The organism is Mixta sp. Marseille-Q2659, assembly GCF_940807255.1.
Lineage (GTDB): Bacteria > Pseudomonadota > Gammaproteobacteria > Enterobacterales > Enterobacteriaceae > Mixta.
This window is the reverse complement of the sequence record NZ_CALNWY010000004.1, coordinates 88,142-107,977: the sequence shown is the minus strand read 5'-3', so window position 1 is coordinate 107,977 and position 19,836 is coordinate 88,142. Positions and strand designations below refer to the sequence as shown.

The 19,836-nt window shown below is 55.5% G+C and carries 18 protein-coding genes; 9 read left to right on the top strand and 9 right to left on the bottom strand.

What is annotated here, in order from left to right; genetic code table 11:
- From P3C52_RS04690 to mntR, 4 genes are all read right to left on the bottom strand, one after another.
- Positions 1–1,569: a DHA2 family efflux MFS transporter permease subunit gene (locus P3C52_RS04690; RefSeq protein ID WP_275554039.1), complete on the bottom strand. Its 1,569-nt coding sequence runs from the start codon at positions 1,567–1,569 to the stop codon at positions 1–3.
- On the bottom strand, positions 1,566–2,690 hold the full coding sequence (locus P3C52_RS04685) for an HlyD family secretion protein (RefSeq protein WP_275554038.1): 1,125 nt from the start codon (positions 2,688–2,690) through the stop codon (positions 1,566–1,568). The genes P3C52_RS04690 and P3C52_RS04685 overlap by 4 nt, the downstream gene beginning before the upstream one ends.
- A 163-nt stretch (positions 2,691–2,853) precedes the next feature.
- A complete protein-coding gene (locus P3C52_RS04680) occupies positions 2,854–3,960 on the bottom strand; it encodes an SLC13 family permease (protein ID WP_275554126.1) in 1,107 nt (368 codons plus the stop codon).
- 12 nt (positions 3,961–3,972) lie between these two features.
- Positions 3,973–4,434 (bottom strand): manganese-binding transcriptional regulator MntR, encoded by a 462-nt coding sequence (gene mntR, locus P3C52_RS04675; protein ID WP_249894037.1) that lies wholly within the window; start codon positions 4,432–4,434, stop codon positions 3,973–3,975.
- Positions 4,435–4,705: 271 nt separating this feature from the next.
- Between mntR and P3C52_RS04670 the strand changes: the two genes are divergently transcribed.
- On the top strand, positions 4,706–4,897 hold the full coding sequence (locus tag P3C52_RS04670) for a hypothetical protein (RefSeq protein WP_275554037.1): 192 nt from the start codon (positions 4,706–4,708) through the stop codon (positions 4,895–4,897).
- 119 nt (positions 4,898–5,016) lie between these two features.
- Here P3C52_RS04670 and ompX read toward each other — a convergent pair whose 3' ends face one another.
- Positions 5,017–5,529, bottom strand: coding sequence for an outer membrane protein OmpX (gene ompX, locus P3C52_RS04665; RefSeq protein ID WP_275554036.1), 513 nt, complete (start codon positions 5,527–5,529; stop codon positions 5,017–5,019).
- A gap of 422 nt (positions 5,530–5,951) precedes the next feature.
- Here ompX and rhtA point away from each other — a divergent pair, with 422 nt between their 5' ends.
- The 6 genes from rhtA to ybiO all read left to right on the top strand — a co-directional run bounded on the left by rhtA (position 5,952) and on the right by ybiO (position 12,853).
- Complete coding sequence (gene rhtA / locus P3C52_RS04660) at positions 5,952–6,833, top strand: threonine/homoserine exporter RhtA (RefSeq protein ID WP_275554035.1); 882 nt, start codon at positions 5,952–5,954, stop codon at positions 6,831–6,833.
- Between the two features lie 376 nt (positions 6,834–7,209).
- The gene (gene dps / locus P3C52_RS04655; protein ID WP_275554034.1) at positions 7,210–7,713 is read left to right on the top strand and encodes a DNA starvation/stationary phase protection protein Dps; all 504 of its coding nucleotides are present in this window, start codon (positions 7,210–7,212) and stop codon (positions 7,711–7,713) included.
- Between the two features lie 333 nt (positions 7,714–8,046).
- On the top strand, positions 8,047–8,793 hold the full coding sequence (gene glnH, locus P3C52_RS04650; protein WP_275554125.1) for a glutamine ABC transporter substrate-binding protein GlnH: 747 nt from the start codon (positions 8,047–8,049) through the stop codon (positions 8,791–8,793).
- Between the two features lie 93 nt (positions 8,794–8,886).
- Positions 8,887–9,546, top strand: a complete 660-nt coding sequence (gene glnP, locus P3C52_RS04645) for a glutamine ABC transporter permease GlnP (protein ID WP_275554033.1) — start codon at positions 8,887–8,889, stop codon at positions 9,544–9,546.
- Positions 9,543–10,265 carry a glutamine ABC transporter ATP-binding protein GlnQ gene (glnQ, locus tag P3C52_RS04640; protein WP_275554032.1) on the top strand — a complete coding sequence of 241 codons (723 nt, stop codon included), beginning with the start codon at positions 9,543–9,545 and terminating at the stop codon, positions 10,263–10,265. The genes glnP and glnQ overlap by 4 nt, the downstream gene beginning before the upstream one ends.
- Positions 10,266–10,567: 302 nt before the next feature.
- Entirely contained in the window at positions 10,568–12,853 is a 2,286-nt protein-coding gene (gene ybiO / locus P3C52_RS04635; protein ID WP_275554031.1) for a mechanosensitive channel protein, read from the top strand.
- Between the two features lie 6 nt (positions 12,854–12,859).
- Here the strand turns inward: ybiO and rlmF are convergent, their stop codons facing one another.
- Positions 12,860–13,795, bottom strand: coding sequence for a 23S rRNA (adenine(1618)-N(6))-methyltransferase RlmF (gene rlmF / locus P3C52_RS04630; protein WP_275554030.1), 936 nt, complete (start codon positions 13,793–13,795; stop codon positions 12,860–12,862).
- Between the two features lie 124 nt (positions 13,796–13,919).
- On the opposite strand from rlmF, the gene P3C52_RS04625 reads away from it, so the two are divergent.
- On the top strand, positions 13,920–14,552 hold the full coding sequence (locus P3C52_RS04625; protein WP_275554029.1) for a flavin reductase family protein: 633 nt from the start codon (positions 13,920–13,922) through the stop codon (positions 14,550–14,552).
- Positions 14,553–14,657: 105 nt separating this feature from the next.
- Complete coding sequence (locus P3C52_RS04620) at positions 14,658–15,827, top strand: M20 aminoacylase family protein (protein WP_275554028.1); 1,170 nt, start codon at positions 14,658–14,660, stop codon at positions 15,825–15,827.
- A gap of 83 nt (positions 15,828–15,910) precedes the next feature.
- Here P3C52_RS04620 and ybiB read toward each other — a convergent pair whose 3' ends face one another.
- The 3 genes from ybiB to P3C52_RS04605 all read right to left on the bottom strand — a co-directional run bounded on the left by ybiB (position 15,911) and on the right by P3C52_RS04605 (position 19,706).
- Positions 15,911–16,888 carry a DNA-binding protein YbiB gene (gene ybiB / locus P3C52_RS04615; protein ID WP_275554124.1) on the bottom strand — a complete coding sequence of 326 codons (978 nt, stop codon included), beginning with the start codon at positions 16,886–16,888 and terminating at the stop codon, positions 15,911–15,913.
- 3 nt (positions 16,889–16,891) lie between these two features.
- Positions 16,892–19,060, bottom strand: coding sequence for an ATP-dependent DNA helicase DinG (gene dinG, locus P3C52_RS04610; RefSeq protein ID WP_275554027.1), 2,169 nt, complete (start codon positions 19,058–19,060; stop codon positions 16,892–16,894).
- Positions 19,061–19,187: 127 nt separating this feature from the next.
- Positions 19,188–19,706, bottom strand: a complete 519-nt coding sequence (locus P3C52_RS04605) for a GNAT family N-acetyltransferase (RefSeq protein ID WP_275554026.1) — start codon at positions 19,704–19,706, stop codon at positions 19,188–19,190.
- Positions 19,707–19,836: the final 130 nt, after the last annotated feature.

Genomic DNA, 19,836 nt, shown 5'->3' with positions numbered 1-19,836 from the left:
TCAGTGTGCTCCTGCGCTGCCTTCGCTTTTGACTGGCGAAAGCAGTAAACATAATGGGATCAAAATAAAGGCGACGATGCCAAGCCCGATAAAGACATCAACATAGGCAAGAATACGCGCCTGCACGATCATCTCCTGATAGAGCTGGCCGGTGGCCAGCGTCAGGGGATCGCCCGCCGCCGAGGTAAAGTCGCGTATGCTCTGCGCCCAGCGCTCGACGGTAATGTTGAATTGCTCATTCAGGGGCGTCATGTTATGCACCAGATGCGCACTGCGAACCTGCTCGCGCTCGGTAATCGCCGCGGTTGACAGGGAGATGCCGATCGAACCGGCCACGTTACGGAACATGGTAAAGAGCGCCGAGGCATCAGCGTTAAGCCGCTGCGGAATGGTGGCGAAGGCGATAGTGGTTAACGGCACAAACAGGAATCCCAGCCCAATGGACTGCGCGCTGCGCATCAAAACCAGCGTGGTGAAATCCACCTGCGGCGTAAGCCGTGAGGAGTAGAACATCGATACCGTCAGACAGGCGAAGCCGAAGGCGATAATCCAGCGCGTCTGCACCAGCGGCATCAGCTTCAGCACCAGCGGAATGGTCAATACAATCAATAACGCGCCAGGCGACAGCACCAGCCCGGACCAGGTAGCGGTATAGCCCAAATCCTGCTGCGCCAGCTGCGGCAGAACCACCGAACTGCCGTACAGAATCATCGCCATGCCCGCCATCAGCAGGCCGGAAACCCAGAAGTTACGATCGCGTACGACACCAATTTCCACCACCGGCTTGCGCGCGTACATCAGCCAGTAGATCGCGCCGGTCAGACCGATAAAGGTCATCACGCCGAAGAACTGAATAAAGTGCGAGGAGAACCAGTCCTCATCTTCGCCGCGATCGAGCATGACCTGCAGACAGCCGAGGCCAAGCGTAATCAGACTGATGCCGATGTAATCTATTTTCAGTTTGCCTTTCGCCCAGCGCCGTTCCCATGGTGGATCTTCCAGCAGCTGATAGATCGCCAGCGTCGCCAGAATGCCGACCGGCACGTTAATAAAGAACACCCAGCGCCAGCTGTAGTTATCGGTGATCCAGCCGCCGAGCGTCGGCCCAATCACCGGCGCCACGATAATCGCAATGGATGAGAGACCAAAAGCCTTGCCGCGATCCTCCGCCTTAAAGTAATCCAGCAACACCGACTGCTGCACCGGCTGCAGGCCGCCGCCGAAAAAGCCCTGCAGAATGCGAAATAAAATAATCTGCCACAGCTCGGTGGCGATGCCGCAGAGGAAAGAGCAGATAGTGAACATCACAATGCTGATCAGGAAATACTGCTTGCGGCCAAACAGACGGGTAAAAAAGGCGGAGATGGGCAGCACGATGCCGTTCGCCACCAGGTAAGACGTTAATACCCAGGTAGATTCGTCATAGCTGGAGGAGAGCGTGCCGGCAATATGCGGCAGCGCCACATTGACGATAGTGGTATCCAGGATCTCCATGAATACCGCCAGCGTCACCGTTACCGCGACCAGCCAGGGATTGCTGGCTGGCTGCCAGCTCTGACTGTGGCTCATTCCACCGTAACCTTAGGCACCACAGAGAGTCCCAGCGGCAGAGGTTTGTTCGGATCCAGGCCCTTATCGATAACGATTTTTACCGGCACGCGCTGGACGATTTTTACAAAGTTACCGGTGGCGTTTTCCGCCGGGAACGTAGAGAAGCGCGAGCCGGAGCCCATCTGAATGCTGTCCACGTGCCCTTCCAGCTCCATATCCGGCCAGGCATCTACACTGATAGTGACCCTGTCACCCGGCTTCATGCGCTCCAGCTGCGATTCTTTAAAGTTTGCAGTGACCCAAATATCGGGCGAAACCAGTGAAAAGAGCGCGCTGCCCGCCTGCACCAGGCTGCCGAGCTGCACATTACGTTTGGTCACAAAGCCATCGTAAGGCGCGCGCACTTCGGTATAAGAGAGATTCAGCTCGGCAACATTAAGCTGCGCCTGCGCCTGCTCAACCTGCTGACGTCGCGCCTCGACGTTGGTCTCCTGTTGCCGGATTTGCAGCGCCACCTGCGAGGCGACTTCCACCTGCGCCTTCGCGCTTTGCAATTGCGCCTGCGCGGAACGCAATTGCGCGCTGGCGGTATCGATATTGCGTTGGGAGGTTGCACGCGGATCGACGCCGCGTAAGCGACGATAGTCTGACTGCGCATTAAGCAGGTTGGCTTCCGCCTGCGCCTGCTGCGCCAGCGCCTGATCGCGCTGCGCCGGATACTGAACGCGCGCTAATGCCAGCTGCGCTTCCGCCTGATGCAGCTGCGCCTGCGCCAGGCCCAGTTGCGCTTTCGCCTGATCGCGCTGCGCCAGGGTATCGCGCGGATCGATCACCACCAGCAGATCGCCCTTTTTCACCCGCTGGTTATCTTTAACCAGCAGCTTTACCGCGTAACCGGAGGTTTTGGCGGCAACGGTGACCGCGTTCCCTTCGGTAAAGGCGTCGTCGGTGGTTTCTTCATTGCGCGTAGAGAGCCAGTAAAACAGCGCCACAATCAGCATTATCACCACTACGATGCCGAGGATGATGAGCGGTTTTTTGCCAGGACGCTTACGCGGCTGTTCTTCCTGCTCCTGGTTTTCATCATTATCCTGACGCGCTTGAGTATCATCTGAAGGTTTGTCGTTGGAATGAGTCATTTTTTCCATTTTTCTTGGCTGCTACGAATCCTGAAATTACGTTCAAGCTTAACAATAGGAAGAAAAATGACAAATACCAGGCTTTATTGACAATTTACAGTGGCTGTAAAGCGAGCGCGCATGAAGCGTTAAAATAAATCTGCCAGCCAGTTTCAATGTTTTGTCAGCTCAGCAGCAGCCAGAGCAGCCAGCCCGTTAACGACGCCCAAAGCAGCATTGGCAGAGAGAAGAGATGGAATTGCCACCAGATACGGCGATCCTTCGCCATCCGTAACGCAATCAAATTTGCCAGCGAACCGGGCAGCAGGCCAAATCCGCCGATATTTACCGCCCAGGCCAACAGCGTGTTAGCAGGTAAAAATTGCAGCAGCAGGATGGTTGCCGGAACGTTGCTGATAATTTGCGACAGGCCAATCGCCAGCAGAAAATGTACGCCCTCACCCGCCTGCGCCAGCGGCTGCATTCCCTGTTGCAGGGCGGGCAGACGCGTCAGCAGATGCACATCGACGAACATCGTCATGAAAACCACCAGCAGGCTCCAGTCGATTTGCAGCAGCACCCGCCGCGCCCGCAGCAGAAAAACCACGAAAATCAGCAACAGCGCCCAGGGCGCCAGCTTTAGCTCCAGCGCCGCGATAAACAGCAGGTATAGCGCCACGCTGAGCCACAGCAGCGGACGCTGCCAGCTAACCGGCTGCTGCGTCTGTTGTTCAATGGGCCGGGCGCGAAAAGAAAACCAGGTGAGCAGTAACAGGCTCAGCATCAGCAACGCGGCGGGCGGCAGCATCTGCCACATAAAGCCGCTAAAACTGGTCCCGCCGGCGCCCCATAGCAGAATATTTTGCGGATTACCGATGGGCGTTAACATGGAGCCCGCATTCACCGCCAGCGCTTCGAAAATAATCAGGCGAGTAACCGGCAGCGTGGTGCTTTGCCGCAGCGTCAGCGTGAGCGGCACCAGAATAAACAGCGCCACGTCGTTGGTTAAAAAGGTTGATAACAGCGCAGCGCCAGCGACCATAAACAGCGCCAGCGTACGTTCATGTTGAAAACGCTGGATCAGCTTGCGGCCCAGGACAGCGAAATAGCCGCTGGATTCCAGGCCGTGCGTCAGCATCAGCAGCCCGCACAGCGTAACAATGGTGTGCCAGTCTATGGCGGCAGGAAGGTCGCGCCAGTGAAAAGGCGCGATGCAGGCCAGCAGCAGCCCTAACAGCAGTAACAGGTGCAGAAAGCGATCGTGCAGAAACGGCTTAATCAGGGTTGCCATCATGGCCTTACTTTATTGGCGGCTTTCGTAAAACTGGCGGAAAACGCTCAGGGTTTCATCGCTGACGTGATGCTCAATGCCTTCAGCGTCGCGACGGGCGGTATCCGGGCTGATACCCAGCGCCAGCAAGAACATTTCAACAACGTGATGGCGCGCGCGGCTCTCTTCAGCCAGCTTTTCCCCTTCGCTGGTGAGGAAAACGCCCCGGTAAGGCACCTGTTCCACCAGCCCGACGCTGCCAAGGCGTTTCAGCATTTTAGCGACGGTCGGCTGTGACACGCCCAGACGCGCCGCCATATCAACCTGGCGCGCTTCGCCAAATTCACGAATCAAATCGGAGATCAGCTCAACATAGTCATCAATTAACTCACGGCGATGCGCTTCGCGAACCTGTCGAAACCCTTCGACATGCTCTTCTATTTCTTTTAATGGCCCGTTAATCCTGGCAGGAGCGGGCTTTGCGCGACGACTCATTCAGCTTCCTCTTATTCTTCAACCGGTCATTATCAGGCACTGCCGGTGTGTTGGTGCATCATTGTAAACCATCAGCAACGAAGCACAAATTTTAGCTAAATAGCATTAGCTAAAGGGTATAGCCAGTGCTATATTTGTTGATAAAGTAGTCAGCCTAATCTGACAGCAAAGGAGTTAGCGATGAATGAGCCTTACCTGCTGCTGTTGATGTTTCTGCTGTTTATTGCAGGGCTGTGTATCTTAATTGTCAGACGTTGATGCGGAGGTCTCCATGAACACCATGAAACGCTGTCTGGACTGTGGCAAATGTGTTCAGCGCAATCGCCAGGCTGGTGCCAGCTGGAGAACGATTTTATGCCTGCTGACGCAGTCCCCTTTTCGCCTGCGCTTAATGCTGCTGGAGCGACTGACCGGCGGCTGCCCGCAAAGCGTTGACTGTCCGCGCCTGATTTGGCGCGGATAATCCGGCGCTTTAGCGTTCACGCAATACCGGCTTTATCCGAAAACGTGTTTTCTGTCGATAACAGCCATAAAAAAACGGCCCTCTGAAGGGCCGTTTTTGTTATCCTGCCTGCGGCAAGATTAGAAGCTGTAGCCGACGCCTGCGATCCAGGTGCCAACGTCAACGTTACGGATACGGCTCTGCTCGTAGCCTACGTCGATAGCGAAGCTTTCATACGGGTTGAACTGCAGACCAGCACCGTAAGAGAAGCCAACATCGCTGGAATCAGTTTTGTTACGTGAAGCCTGCTCGTTCTGCTGGAATTTACCGTAGCCGATACCAACAACGCCGTAGATGCTTGCCCAGTCGTTCAGACGGTAAGCCGGACCACCGGTGATGCCGTAGTACTGGCCTTTGTTGTAAAAGCCGTCTTCGCTACGATCTTTCTCGGTGTAGGTGAAAGAACCGATCCAACCCAGCGGGTTAGAACCGTCTTCGTAACGATATTTCAGGTTGAAGCCGTTAGCTTTGTTCGCAACGCCCTGCATATCGCTCGGAGCGAAACCGCCAGTAACGGTGCTTTGCGCCATTGCGGAACCAGCAGAAACTGCCAGTACACAAGCCAGTGCTGAAAGACATGCAATTTTTTTCATAACCACCTCAAATGTGATAGTACTTCTCTCCTGACAACGCTGAAAATATAACAAAAGTTAGCGGGAAACTCTGCCTCGAAATCATTGTCTAACTGCCAGTTTGGTGTAACAGAAAGTTAATGAATTTCAGTATGTCATTCTTTTTTCTTATGAAAATTCCATTTAATCCCGCTTGTTTTAGCCGATTAAAAAAAGGTTCATTAAGATAGTTCCTAAATAAACCTGACGTTTCTTTACGTAAAAAAGTTGTTATTGCTCACTAATTGTCCGCCTGACAACGCAGATTTTCCAGTCCGATGCGTAAAATATCATCACGTCGCTGACTTTTTTTCGCCGATCTGTAGACTGTTCACTTCCCCGTACTTTTATGGATTGTTAAGGCTGGTAACAGGATGTCTTTCCGCGCTTTGCACAAAAACGCAATGTCCTCACAAACATTAATGCCCATCGTCGTCATTTTGATTGCGATGATTTCTATACAGTGCGGCGCAGCACTGGCAAAAACCCTTTTTCCTACCGCAGGCGCAACGGGCATTACTGCCTTACGTCTGGGCATTGGCACTATTATTCTCAGTCTGATTTTTAAGCCCTGGCGGCTACGTTTTACACCACAGCAGCGTAAAGCGCTGATTCTGTACGGCGTGGCGCTGGGCGCGATGAATTACCTGTTTTACCTCTCTATTCGTACCGTGCCGCTGGGCATTGCGGTCGCGCTGGAATTTACCGGTCCGCTTACGCTGGCCCTGTTTGGTTCGCGGCGCGCGACAGATTTTATTTGGGTGTTGCTGGCGGTGCTTGGGCTCTGGTGGCTATTGCCGCTGGGTCACAGTATCAGTCATGTCGATCCGCTGGGGGCGGCGCTGGCGATTGGCGCTGGCGCCTGCTGGGCCGTTTATATTCTTGCCGGGCCGCGTGCTGGTGCCGATCACGGCCCGGCAACGGTGGCGATGGGATCGATCATTGGCTCGCTGATTTTTGTGCCGCTGGGATTAACCTTTGCCGCTGATGGCATCTGGCAGCTCGCTATCCTGCCCGTTGCGCTGGCGGTTGCTATTCTCTCCAGCGCCCTTCCCTATTCGCTGGAAATGATGGCGTTAACGCGATTACCGGCGCGCACCTTCGGCACTTTAATGAGCCTGGAGCCTGCGATGGCTGCCCTCTCCGGTATGCTGTTTCTTAACGAGTCGCTAACGCTGGTACAGTGGCTGGGTTTACTGGCAATAATCACCGCTTCAGCGGGTTCTACCATCACCAGCCGCCCACGAAACGCCACCGTGGTTAAAAGCGGAGAAATAGCGGATTAAGCATAATACGAATAATCTTATTCAGCCTGACGTAACAGGCTGAATAAGCATTCATTTATTTTCGGTTATTATTTAACTTTACGTTTGCAGTGAGCCATTTATATTTTGATATATTTAATAAGATTTATTCTCACTTATCCCCCATTTACCGAACTCAAATAAAGACATTTAATATCAATGATTTAAATAAATAACTTACTAAGGAATTTATTTCCCGCCTCGCACTTCTGTTTTTCTCAATTTAAAAAAATTCTTTATCAGCAATTTGATAACTACTATCTGTTCGATAGGCAGCAACTTTCCTGCACATCATAAATCCGGTGCTATACTTAATCCCGTGCTTAATTAGGACAAACGACATTAGAGGATATTAATAATGAGTACCGCAAAACTGGTAAAAACGAAATCTTCCGATCTGATCTACACCCGTAATGACGTGGCAGAGAGTGAGAAAAAAGCCACCATCGAGGTACTTAATCGTCTGGTTGTCGAATTCATCGACCTGTCGCTGATCACTAAACAGGCGCACTGGAATATGCGTGGCGCTAACTTTATCGGTGTACATGAGATGCTTGACGGCTTCCGTACCGCCATCACCGATCACCAGGATACGATGGCAGAGCGTGTTGTACAGCTGGGTGGTGTAGCGCTGGGTACCGCTCAGGTTGTGGCAGACAAAACGCCGCTGCAGAGCTACCCGCTAAATATTCACAGCGTGCAGGATCATCTGAAAGCGCTGGCTGACCGCTACGGTCTGGTTGCTAACGATGTACGTAAAGCTATCAGCGAAGTGAATGACGAAGACACCGCAGATATTTTCACTGCGGCCTCGCGTGACCTCGATAAATTCCTGTGGTTTATCGAATCCAATATTGAATAATGCTGGTAAAGCTTTAAACGAGCGGATGGGAAACCATCCGCTTTTTTTATATTTTTTAGCTGGCTTTATGACTTATTTAACATTTCAATAACTCCCCGATTCACCTTCCCCGCTTTTTCTGGCTCAATCGATATCGCTTTTTGCACCAAATTATTGCAATGCACCAAAAGTGATCACCAATCTGGTGCGTCAGCAGAATAATCTGAAACAGAGAAGGTTAGCTGTCCGTTAAGCCTTTGTTTATCTGCATTAAGAAATGTTGGCATAGATTTTTCATATGACCATCGGCAACAGCGGCACATCAGGTGCCGCATCGGTAATAAGGATGAAATGATGAAGTCTGTTTTTAAGCTTTCCCTAGCTGCTTTAGCGCTAACATTTGCTGTCTCATCGACGGCTGCGGAGAAAAAGCTGGTGGTCGCTACCGACACGGCGTTCGTCCCGTTTGAATTTAAGCAGGGCGATAAATATGTCGGTTTCGACATCGATTTGTGGGATGCCATTGCGAAACAACTCAACCTGTCATACAGCCTGAAGCCGATGGATTTCAGCGGCATTATTCCTGCGCTGCAAACCCGTAACGTCGATCTGGCGCTGGCGGGCATTACCATTACCGACGAGCGCAAAAAAGCGATCGATTTCTCTGACGGCTACTACAAAAGCGGCCTGATGGTGATGGTTAAGGCCAATAATAACGATGTAAAAAGCATTAACGATCTGAACGGCAAAGTGGTCGCTGTGAAGAGCGGCACCGGTTCGGTTGATTATGCGAAAACGCATATTAAAACCAAAGACCTGCGTCAGTTCCCTAATATTGATAACGCCTATATGGAACTGGGCACCAATCGCGCGGATGCAGTGCTGCACGATACGCCGAATATTCTCTACTTTATCAATACCGCCGGCCGTGGACAGTTTAAAGCGGTAGGCGATTCCCTCGAAGCTCAGCAGTACGGTATTGCGCTGCCGAAAGGTAGCGACGACCTGCGCGAGAAGATCAACGGCGCGCTGAAAACCCTGCGCGACAACGGCACCTACAATACCATCTACAAAAAATGGTTCGGCAGCGAACCTAAGTAAGCCGCTTTTAAATAACTGTCATTACGTCAGGGATGCCCTTGCATCCCTGCGTTTAGCTATTGTCACAATGACGGATTTTGTCGGAGAAACACCATGGAATTTGACTGGAGCGTGATTTGGCCTGCTCTTCCCGTTTTGCTGGAAGGCGCCAAAATGACGCTGTTAATCTCAGTGCTTGGCCTGATTGGCGGCCTGATTATCGGCCTGATCGCCGGTTTCGCCCGCGCCTGGGGCGGCTGGCTGAGCAATAATATCGCGCTGGTTTTTATCGAACTGATTCGCGGCACACCCATTGTCGTGCAGGTGATGTTTATCTATTTTGCTCTGCCGATGGCGATTCCTGATTTACGTATCGATCCGTTCACCGCGGCGGTGGTGACCATTATTATCAACTCCGGTGCTTACATTGCGGAAATCACGCGCGGCGCGGTGCTGTCGATTAATAAAGGGTTCCGCGAGGCGGGCCTGGCGCTTGGTCTGTCACGTCGCGAAACGCTGCGCTATGTGATTATGCCGCTGGCGCTGCGCCGTATGCTGCCGCCGCTGGGCAATCAGTGGATTGTCAGTATCAAAGATACTTCGCTGTTTATTGTTATCGGCATGGCCGAATTAACCCGTCAGGGTCAGGAAATTATTGCCGGTAACTTCCGCGCGCTGGAGATCTGGAGCGCGGTGGCGGTTATCTATCTGGTTATTACGCTGGTGTTAAGCTTCGTGCTACGTCGCCTTGAAAAAAGGATGAAAATCCTGTGATTGAATTTAAAAACGTCTCCAAGCATTTTGGTCAAACCCAGGTGCTGCACAATATCGATCTGAAGATTAACCAGGGTGAAGTGGTGGTGATTATCGGGCCGTCCGGCTCCGGCAAATCCACGCTGCTGCGCTGCATTAACAAACTGGAAGAGATTACCAGCGGCGATTTGATCGTCGATGGCCTGAAAGTTAACGATCCCAAAGTGGATGAGCGCCTGATCCGTCAGGAAGCGGGCATGGTGTTTCAGCAGTTCCATCTGTTTCCGCAGATGACCGCGCTGGAAAACGTCGCCTTCGGCCCAATACGCGTGCGCGGCGCCAGCAAAGAGGCGGCGCATCAGCAGGCGAAAGCGCTGCTGGCGAAAGTCGGCCTGGCCGAACGCGCTCACCACTATCCTTCAGAGCTGTCAGGCGGCCAGCAGCAGCGCGTTGCCATTGCGCGGGCGCTGGCGGTGAAACCGAAAATGATGCTGTTTGATGAGCCGACATCGGCCCTCGATCCTGAGCTGCGTCATGAAGTTCTTAAGGTGATGCAGGATCTGGCGGAAGAAGGTATGACGATGGTGATCGTAACGCACGAAGTCGGCTTTGCCCGCCAGGTGGCTTCACGGCTGATCTTTATTGATAAAGGACGCATCGCGGAAGATGGCGATCCTGACGCCTTGATCAGCCAGCCGCCCAGCGAACGCCTGCGCGAGTTTTTACAGCACGTTTCCTGATTATCTTGTCTTTCAGAGTGGAGCCTGTGCGAGGAGCCCAGTCCGATCGTAAAGACGCAAAAAACGCCATCCCTGGCAGCTCGTCCCGCGCCTTCCCTGGCGCGGGACGCTTTACTCCTCTGCGTGGGCTCCTCGCGCCCCGGCTTATGCGTCGTCTGTACGCAACGGTCCGTCGTTTCCCTCTCCTCTGCTGATACCCTTTTCCCGGCCCGCTTTCGGTTACAATTCAGAACATTCGCTTAAAGATCAGCGTCTATACTTTTCAGGCACTGCTGCCGTACCGGTTGCCATTGAGGAGAAAGATGTTGGGAATAGATACCGCGTGGTGCCGCCTGCGCCAGGGACTTTTTTGCGCCCTTTTATTCTGTCTGCTACCGGCTGCTCAGGCCGTTTCGCTGCCTGCCGCCGCCGTCGCCAGTCAACAAACTCAGAAAGCCAGCGCCGAGCCGGCGCAGCATGAACCGACGCTGGAAGAGAAAAAAGCGGCGTACAGCGCGCTGGCCACCATTCTGGAAAACGATGAATCACGGCAGGAGCTGATCGCCCAGCTGCGCAATGCGGCGGCCAGTCCCACCACCGCCGACGAACCGGAATTAACGCCGCCGGAGGTAGCCGAGGAGGAAGAAAAAACCGTCCTGCAAAGCGTCACCGACGTAACGCGCGAATATGGCGGCCAGTTTGCCGGCAGCTTTATCCGGCTTTATCACAATATCGTTTCCGCCCCGCACAAGGCCTTCAATCAAAAAACCTTCTTCACGGCGCTAAATCATTTTCTGATGCTGGCGGCGGCGCTGTTCGCCTTTTACTGGCTGATACGTATGATGGCGATGCCGCTTTATCGACGGATGGGCCACTGGGGCCGCAAAAAAAGCAATCAGCCGGGCAGCTGGCTCCATCTGCCACTGACCATCATTGGCGCGTTTATTATTGATCTGCTGTTGTTGGCGCTGGCGCTCTTTGTTGGACAGATCCTGAGTAATAACCTGAACGCGGGCAGCCGTACCATCGCTTATCAACAAGGTCTGTTTCTGAACGCTTTTGCGCTGATTGAGTTTTTTAAAGCGGCGCTGCGGCTGATTTTCTGTCCGCGCGTTCCCGAACTGCGGCCATTTGCCATCAGCGATGTGCGGGCGCGCTACTGGCATACCCGCCTGAGCTGGCTCAGCGGCGTGATCGGCTATGGCCTGCTGGTGGTGGTGCCGATTGTCTCAAACCAGATAAATATGCAGGTCGGCGCGCTTTTTAACGTGATTATTATGGGCCTGATGACCGGCTGGGCGCTGTGGCTGATTTTCCACAACCGCCGCAGCATTCAGCGCGAGCTGATTGCGCTTTCCGAGCGGTCACTCTCGTTTTTCGCCCTCTTTATTCGCGCCTTCGCCTTTATCTGGCACTGGGTCGCCAGCGCCTATTTTATCGTGCTGTTCTTTTTCTCCATCTTTAACCCCGGCGGCAGCCTGCAGTTTATGATGTCAGCCACCTTACGCAGCCTGGTGATTATCGCGCTTGGCGCACTGGTTTCGGGCATGCTGACGCGCTGGATCAGTAAAACCATCACGCTTTCGCCGGAGCTGCGCCGCAACTATCCAGAACTGCAAAAACGGGTCAACGGCTGGATCTCTTTTACGCTGAAAACGGCGCGTATCCTGACGGTATTTGCCGTGCTGCTACTGCTGCTGAACGCCTGGAATCTGTTCGATCTCTGGCACTGGCTTACCGTAGGCGCCGGAGAAAGATTGGTGGATGTGCTGATCCGCGTCTTTATGATCCTGTTCTTCTCCGCCGTAGGCTGGACACTGTTGGCCAGCCTGATCGAAAGCCGCCTGGCTTCTGATATTCACGGTCGCCCGATGCCCAGCGCCCGCACGCGCACGCTGCTGACGCTGTTCCGCAACGCGCTGGCGGTGGTGATCAGCACCATTACCATTATGATTGTGCTGTCGGAAATCGGCGTGAATATCGCGCCGCTGCTGGCAGGCGCCGGTGCGCTGGGTCTGGCGGTCTCTTTTGGTTCGCAAACGCTGGTGAAAGATATTATCACCGGCATTTTTATCCAGTTTGAGAACGGGATGAATACTGGCGACCTGGTGACTATCGGCCCGCTGACCGGCACGGTGGAACGTATGTCGATCCGCTCCGTTGGCGTGCGCCAGGATACCGGCGCCTACCATATTATTCCGTGGTCTTCGATCACCACCTTTGCCAATTTTGTCCGTGGCATCGGCTCTTTTGTCGCCAACTATGATGTGGATCGCAGCGAGAACAGCGATAGCGCCAATGCTGCGCTACGCGCCGCCGTCGGGGAGCTGATGACGCGCGAGGATATTCGCAACTTTATTATCGGCGAACCAAACTTTGCCGGCCTGGTAGGACTGACGGAGCGCGCCTTTACCGTGCGCGTCTCGATTACCACTCAGCCGCTAAAACAGTGGACGGTGCGTTTTGCGCTGGATGAGCTGGTGAAAAAGCACTTCGACGCTGCAGGCATTAAGGCGCCGCGCCAGACGGTGCAGGTAGTGCCGACAGGCGATGCGGACAGTAACGCGACCGACGCGGCAGCGATAAAAAGCCTGCCGGCGCCGGAATAAAGAGCCTCAGGGGTGCGCTTTCATCAGGCGCGCCCGCACGGCCTCGTCCTGGAAAGTCCAGGCGATAAAGCGGCTCTGCTTCTGCCCCTGCGCCATATCGACAATGCGCACGTTGCGCGCGCCTGCTTCGGTTAACGCCTGGCGCAGCGCTGGCAGATGTTCACGACGGGAAACCAGCGAGGTAAACCAGATGACCTGGCGCGCATAGCTTACGCTTTCGGCGATCATCTGGCTGATAAAGGCTTTTTCGCCTCCTTCGCACCACAGCTCCGCCTGCTGACCGCCAAAGTTCAACGGCGCATCCTGCGCAAGACCTAAATTGCGCGTCTTACGGGCGCTGCCTTCCGCCGCCTGCTCGCTGGAGGCGTGGAACGGTGGATTGCACACCACCGCATGATAAAACTCATTTTTATGAATAATGCCGTGGAACATCTGGTTGCTCTGCGACTGACGGCGCAGGCGGATACCGCGCCGCAGCGTGGGATTGGCATCCAGAATCGCGCCCGCTGCCTTCATCGCCTGTGCATTCACTTCTGAACCGGTAAAGCGCCAGCCATATTCGCGATAGCCAATCAGTGGATAAATACAGTTCGCCCCGCAGCCAATATCCAGCACGTTAATATCGCGCGGCACCTGCTGGCCGTTATCGAGCGCCAGCAGATCGGCCAGCCAGTGCAGATAGTCGGCGCGGCCCGGCACCGGCGGACAGAGAAAACCGTCCGGTATATCCCAGCTGTCGATCTGATAAAAATGTTTCAGCAGCGCCTGATTCAGCGTCTTCACCGCCAGCGGATCGGCAAAATCGATCGAGCTGTCGCCGCGCGGCGTGGTGACAATAAAAGATTGCAGCGGCGGATGTGAGGCAATCAACGCCGGAAAATCATAACGCTGGCGATGACGATTACGGGGATGTAGTTGGTCTTTGGTGGCGGGCTGTTTCATCAGGCTCTCTCTCTGGTAACGGCGCGTAAGATACCCGCTCTGGAAAAAACCGTAAACAATTGACGCGTATTTTTTCGCACCGAACCGGCTAAGATAAATGGATAACTCACCGGTAAGGATCCTTATGTCTCGTCAGCGTTACTCCTATCAACCGCGTGTGGGCCACGGTCTGCCGCATGATCCGCTCAACTCAATTATCGCGCCGCGCCCGATTGGCTGGATCAGTTCACTCAGCGCCGCGGGCGTGCGCAACCTGGCGCCCTACAGCTTTTTCAACTGCTTTAACTATCAGCCGCCGATTATTGGCTTTGCCAGCCTCGGCAAAAAAGACAGCGTGCGCAATATTCTGGAAACCGGCGAGTTCGTCTGGAATCTGGTTACACGTCCGCTGGCGGAGGCGGCCAATGAGAGTTCCGCCTCGGTCGCGCAGGAGGTGGATGAATTCGCATTAACCGGCCTGACGCCGATGACCGGCGATCTGGTGCAGGCGCCGCTGGTGGCCGAAAGCCCGGTTAACTTCGAATGCCGTCTTACGCAACACCTGCAGCTGCAAAATGCTGATGGCGTGGCGCTGGACAGTTGGCTGATCCTTGGCGAAGTAGTAGCGGTGCATATCGATCCCGCATTGCTGGAAGAGGGAATCTATCAAACCAGCAAGGCGCAGCCGGTATTGCGCGCTGGCGGGCCCAGCGCCTGGTACGGCATCAGCGAAGCAGAGCGCTTCGACCTGGTTCGCCCCGACGCGCGCCGAAAATAGCCTGACGCTGCCTTTTCCGCGCTGGCCGATAGACTGCGCTCTGTCTCTCATCCAGAATAATTTATTCCGCCATGCAAAAAGGCGTGGCCCGCAGAGAGGACCGCTATGAGATTACCCGCAGCGTTAATTGAAGAGGCGGTGCAATGGCGCCGTCAGCTGCACGCCTGGCCGGAGCTGGGCTATGAGGAACAGGATACCGCGCGTTTTGTTGCCGAACAGCTACGCAGCTTCGGCCTGCAGGTTGCGACCGGCCTCGCCGGAACGGGCGTCATTGGCACGCTGGAGAGCGGCCCCGGCCCGGCTATCGGCCTGCGCGCCGATATGGACGCCTTGCCGATCACGGAGCTTGGCCGTTCACCCTGGCAATCGCAGCGCCCCGGCGTGATGCACGCCTGCGGCCACGATGGACATACCGCGATGCTGCTCGCCAGCGCCAAATGGCTGGCGCAGACGCGTCGCTTCAGCGGCACCGTTCACTTTATCTTCCAGCCTGCCGAAGAAAATCTCGGCGGCGCGCGCCGGATGGTGGAAGAAGGTCTTTTTCAACGCTTCCCGATGGACGCCGTTTATGCCCTGCACAACTGGCCGGGGCTGCCGTTAGGCGAACTGGCGATCAATGATGGCGCCATGATGGCGTCGCTGGATTCCTTTGAAATTACCCTGAGCGGCAAAAGCTGCCACGCCGCCATGCCGGAAAGCGGCGCCGATCCCATTGTCGCGGCCGCGCAGCTGATCATGGCGCTGCAAACCATTCCGGCACGACGGCTGTCGCCGCTGGCCTCCTCTGTCGTCAGCGTGACACAAATCCAGGGCGGCGAGGCGATTAACGTCATACCGGAAACGGTCACGCTGCGCGGCACCGTGCGCTGTTTGCAAAGCGAGGTGCGGGAGAAAGTGCGCGGGCTGATAGATGCTTTTGTCGCTGCGCTGCCGCAGCCGTTAGGCGTGAGCGGCGCCATTAGCTGGTATCCCGGCTATCCGGTTACGCATAACCATGCGAACGCCGCCGCGCTGGTGCGCCAGGTTGCGAATGCGCAGTTCGGCGCAGAGCGGGTTCACTGGCAGGTCAATCCTTCTATGGCTTCAGAGGATTTCGCCTGCATGCTGGAAGCCTGCCCCGGCGCCTATTTCTGGCTCGGCGCCGATGGCGCTGAACCTTCCCGGCCGTTGCATAACGCCAGCTATGATTTTAACGATGCGCTGATTGAACAGGGCGTGGCCTTCTGGCAGCGGCTGGTGGAAACCCATCTGCCACTGTCGGTCAACGCACGTTAATTAAGCTATTACAGACCTGCTGTCGCCAGCGCCGCCGTCAGCAGGTCAGCATATCTTTCTGGCCGCCAAACGGAGCCATTGACTCAGGCCGCCGGATAACCAGCGGCGTCCAGCGCCGCCAGCCCTTCATCCAGCGTGGCGCAGCGGCCGCTGGCGACAAAGCAACAGGCGATTTGCCAGCGCAGCGACTGCGGCACGGGACGGGATTTATCCAGCACCTGCTGGATCCAGGCAGCGGTCACCGCCGCCTCTTTGCTTTCCGGCAAAGCACAGGCCTGTTCCGGCTGTCGCGCCAGCAACGCCTGCGGCTCTGCCCCGGCGCCGTTAATCAGGCTAATGGCCGGACAGCGCAGCGGATTGGCATACACCTCACCTTCTGTGCCGTTCAGCAACAGGGCTTTTCCGCCCTGCGTACTAAAGAAGGCCGCTACGCGGGGAATATATTCGGGATGGGAAACGCTGGCGAGACGCAGCGCCGCCGCCTCGTCAAAGGGGGTAATCAGCTTCGCCAGTGAGTGGGCGCTGTTACGCACCCCCATGCGCCAGCGCAACGCCAGTTGCTTTGCCAGCGGCGGGCAAAGCGTGTCTACGGTAATAAATACCGGCTCGCCCTGCTCCAGCTTCGCCTGCGCCTGTTGCGCATTATTGACGGCGGTAATACCAAGCGCCTGAAATACCGCCTCGCTGGTGACGCGCGTCGCATCTTCGCTTACGCCATGCACCACCACCGGAAAGCCGAGGCGCGAAAGCAGCAGCGCCAGCAGCGGTGTCAGATTGCCCTGGCGACGTGCGCCGTTATAGCTGGGAATAACGATTGGCAGCGGTTTGCCGGCGGGCGGCGTCAGTTTCATGACCCGCTGTTGCAAGGCGCGATAGAAACCAGCCATCTCCGTCTCGCCTTCTCCTTTGATGCGCATCGCAATCAGCAGCGTCCCCAACTCCAGATCCGGCACTTCATCATTCAGCATGGCGCGATAGAGCTGGTAAGCGCTCTCTTCATCCAAATCGCGCGCGTGGTTTTTGCCACGGCCCACTTCTTTAATCAGTTTGTTGTATTGCAACATTTAACGCTTTTCCTTCTTTCGACGCCGGGCCGCCGGTGCGGGCTTCGCGCTGCTGATCGGTGCTATTGTCCCGTCAGGCATGGGCGGCTGCTCTATGGGGAAAACCGGCAGGGCTTTTAACAGACGGGCGCCGTACGCTTTAGTAATCAGCCGCCGATCGTAAATCACAATTTCACCGAAGCACTGATGGCTGCGGATCAAACGCCCTACCTGCTGAATCAGGTTAAACGAGGCGCTGGGCAAACTCTGCACCTCAAACGGGTAGCGCTTGAGACTTTTCAGCCACTCTCCCTCGGTCAAAATTACCGGACTGCCCACCGGCGGAAAAGCGATTTTATGAATATGGACCTGGCTAAGCAGTTCGCCCTTTAAATCCAGCCCTTCCGCAAAAGATTGCAGGCCGACCAGTACACTCGCTTCACCCTGCTGCACGCGCTTGCGATGCAATTCCACCAGCCGGTAGCGCGGCTGATCGCCCTGCACCAGCAGCATCAGCCGCAGATCGGTCAGATGGGCGAGAAACTGCTGCATCGCGCGGTTGCTGGCGAACAGCACCAACATCCCTTTATGCTGGCCAGCCTTCACCTGATGGCGGAAAAAATGCGCCATCTCCGCGATATGCTGCGCTTCTGTCGCCATCAGCGGCTCGTAGCGCATCTGTGGAATAAGCAGCTTGCCCTGCTCAACATGATTAAACGGCGAACCAAGCGCGACAAAGCGATCGCCCACTTTTTCGCTGAGACCCGACAGCTCTTGCAGACGGTTAAAGCTGTTCAACGACTGCAGCGTGGCGGAAGTTAAGACGACGTGCGGCACTTTGCGCCACAGCAGCTTTTCCAGCTGTTCGCTAACGCGAATGCCCGCGCAGTGAAAAACAAGATGCGGCTGGCCTTCGCGCAGTTCACGGCTGACCCATTTAGAAACCGGCGCACCGGAAGCCTGCTCCATCGCAGCCAGCCGCCACAGCTTGCTGATATTCTCAAACCAGCCGAAGGCGCGGTTCATCTGCAGCATAGTGCGATGCAGGCGCACCACATCATACTGGCCGCTTTTCTCGCTCAGATCGTTCAGCAGCGCTTCCGCCAGGCCGCGCAGCCCGTCGCTCAGCTTATAAAGGCGCGCGCACAAGGTCTGCAGCTCCTCCGGCAGCAGGCCCATTTCAAAGCGGTATTCGCCTTCCGCCGATTCCGGCGGCAGCCAAAGCGCCAGAATGCGCGTCAGGCTGGCAAGGTGTTCGCGCCATTCATCGCAGTGCGTTTTTAGCCGTTCCACATTCGCCAGCGGCGGCGGTGATTTAGGCCGGAACTGGGCCATGCAGGTTTCTACCAGCCGCACAAAGAGATCGAGCTGGAGGCTGGTCGAGGCCGGTGTAATATCGGCGCTGGTTTCCAGCGCATCGCGCGCCACTTCCGGCAGATGGTGACCTTCATCCAGCACCAGCAGCAGCTGTTTCGCTGGCGGCAGCACTGATTCGCTTTCCAGCGCGGCCATCACCAGCGCGTGATTCGCTACCACCACATCCGCCTGCTCAATTTCCCGGCGGGCGACAAAGAAAGGACATTCACGATACCAGTGACAGTTACGCGCCAGGCAGTTAGCCTTATCGGTGCTGAGACGTTGCCACAGCGTATCGGTAATTCCCTCATCGCAATGGTCGCGCAGACCATCCCACTGATGGCGATCCAGCGATTTCTCCAGCTTCGCGCAGAGCGTCTGCTCATCTTTGCTGGCCACCATATTCTCATCGAGAAACAGCAGTAGATCGCCCTGCTTTTCACTGTCCGTCGCCAGCGCATTCAGGTTACGCGGGCAGACATAGCGCCCACGGCCAAAGGCGGCGGTAAATTTCAGTTCGGGAATAATTTTCTGTAACAGCGGCAGATCTTTACTAAATATCTGATCCTGCAGCGCGACGTTTGCGGTGCTGATCACCAGCGGCTTCTCTTCGGCGCGGCCTACGGCGATGCCGGGAATAAGATAGGAAAGGGTTTTGCCCACGCCGGTTGGCGCTTCAATCGCCAAATGACGCCCGTCATCGCCAGCCAGCGTTTTCGCCACTTCGGCAATCATCTGGCGCTGCGGCGCGCGCGGAATAAAATCGGGAACCTGCTGCTGCAGCGCTTTGTACCATTCGCCAATTTGCGCTTTTAACGCTGCGGTTAATGCCATCTTGCTCTCTTCCTGCGTTGATACCCTGTATTTTTACACAGTATGAGGCGGACGTCAGCCGCTTATCGGCAAATGTGGAAGCTGGCTTCCAGGATTAACGGCGGCGCCAGGCCGCCGCGTGAGGGCGTCAGGCCAGACGTTTATACATAACCGTGGTGGCATCCATTACGCCTTCCGTTGATTGCGCGTAATAAGGAATAGCCCCGGCGATCTCCCAGCCCAGCGACAGATAAAGCAGGCTGGCAATATCGCCGCTGCGGGTATCCAACACCATCAGCGTGCGCCCGGACTGCTTTACCCGCTCTTCCGCCAGATACATCAGCTGACGCGCAATCCCCTGTCGGCGCGCAGCGGGATGTACTAACAGTTTGCTAATTTCCGCACGATGGCGACCGTTAGGCATCAGATTCCATACCACCATCACCGTGGCGACAATGCGCTGCTGTTGACGCGCCACTATCAGCAGCCGCTCATTCTGATCGAGGCCGCTTAGGGTATCGAGCCAGAAATTTCGCATTATTTGCCGATCGTCGGCATCGATAAATCCCACGCTGGCACCGTCGCTGACGCAGCCCTGCAATACATCGGTCAGCGCTTCCAGCTCGCTCTGCGCCTGCTGTTTATTCAAAACCTGATATTCGATCATCGACTCTCCGCCAGTGAGTTACGCGCCGTTGAACGCAGGCGCAAAAGTTTAGCAACCCTTAACTAAACCTTGAGAATCCCTGCTTTTGTGGCGCCGATCAAGTTGTACAAGTAAAAAAAGCATATACAAC

Excerpts from the sequence above, each read along its gene's own strand:
- P3C52_RS04685 (WP_275554038.1), bottom strand. The coding sequence starts at position 2,690 with ATGACTCATTCCAACGACAAACCTTCAGATGATACTCAAGCGCGTCAG.
- ybiO (WP_275554031.1), top strand. The coding sequence starts at position 10,568 with ATGTTGGGAATAGATACCGCGTGGTGCCGCCTGCGCCAGGGACTTTTT.
- rlmF (WP_275554030.1), bottom strand. The coding sequence starts at position 13,795 with ATGAAACAGCCCGCCACCAAAGACCAACTACATCCCCGTAATCGTCAT.
- P3C52_RS04680 (WP_275554126.1), bottom strand. The coding sequence starts at position 3,960 with ATGGCAACCCTGATTAAGCCGTTTCTGCACGATCGCTTTCTGCACCTG.
- ompX (WP_275554036.1), bottom strand. The coding sequence starts at position 5,529 with ATGAAAAAAATTGCATGTCTTTCAGCACTGGCTTGTGTACTGGCAGTT.
- P3C52_RS04605 (WP_275554026.1), bottom strand. The coding sequence starts at position 19,706 with ATGATCGAATATCAGGTTTTGAATAAACAGCAGGCGCAGAGCGAGCTG.
- P3C52_RS04670 (WP_275554037.1), top strand. The coding sequence starts at position 4,706 with ATGAACACCATGAAACGCTGTCTGGACTGTGGCAAATGTGTTCAGCGC.
- P3C52_RS04625 (WP_275554029.1), top strand. The coding sequence starts at position 13,920 with ATGTCTCGTCAGCGTTACTCCTATCAACCGCGTGTGGGCCACGGTCTG.
- P3C52_RS04690 (WP_275554039.1), bottom strand. The coding sequence starts at position 1,569 with ATGAGCCACAGTCAGAGCTGGCAGCCAGCCAGCAATCCCTGGCTGGTC.
- glnH (WP_275554125.1), top strand. The coding sequence starts at position 8,047 with ATGAAGTCTGTTTTTAAGCTTTCCCTAGCTGCTTTAGCGCTAACATTT.
- rhtA (WP_275554035.1), top strand. The coding sequence starts at position 5,952 with ATGTCCTCACAAACATTAATGCCCATCGTCGTCATTTTGATTGCGATG.
- mntR (WP_249894037.1), bottom strand. The coding sequence starts at position 4,434 with ATGAGTCGTCGCGCAAAGCCCGCTCCTGCCAGGATTAACGGGCCATTA.
- dps (WP_275554034.1), top strand. The coding sequence starts at position 7,210 with ATGAGTACCGCAAAACTGGTAAAAACGAAATCTTCCGATCTGATCTAC.
- dinG (WP_275554027.1), bottom strand. The coding sequence starts at position 19,060 with ATGGCATTAACCGCAGCGTTAAAAGCGCAAATTGGCGAATGGTACAAA.
- P3C52_RS04620 (WP_275554028.1), top strand. The coding sequence starts at position 14,658 with ATGAGATTACCCGCAGCGTTAATTGAAGAGGCGGTGCAATGGCGCCGT.
- glnP (WP_275554033.1), top strand. The coding sequence starts at position 8,887 with ATGGAATTTGACTGGAGCGTGATTTGGCCTGCTCTTCCCGTTTTGCTG.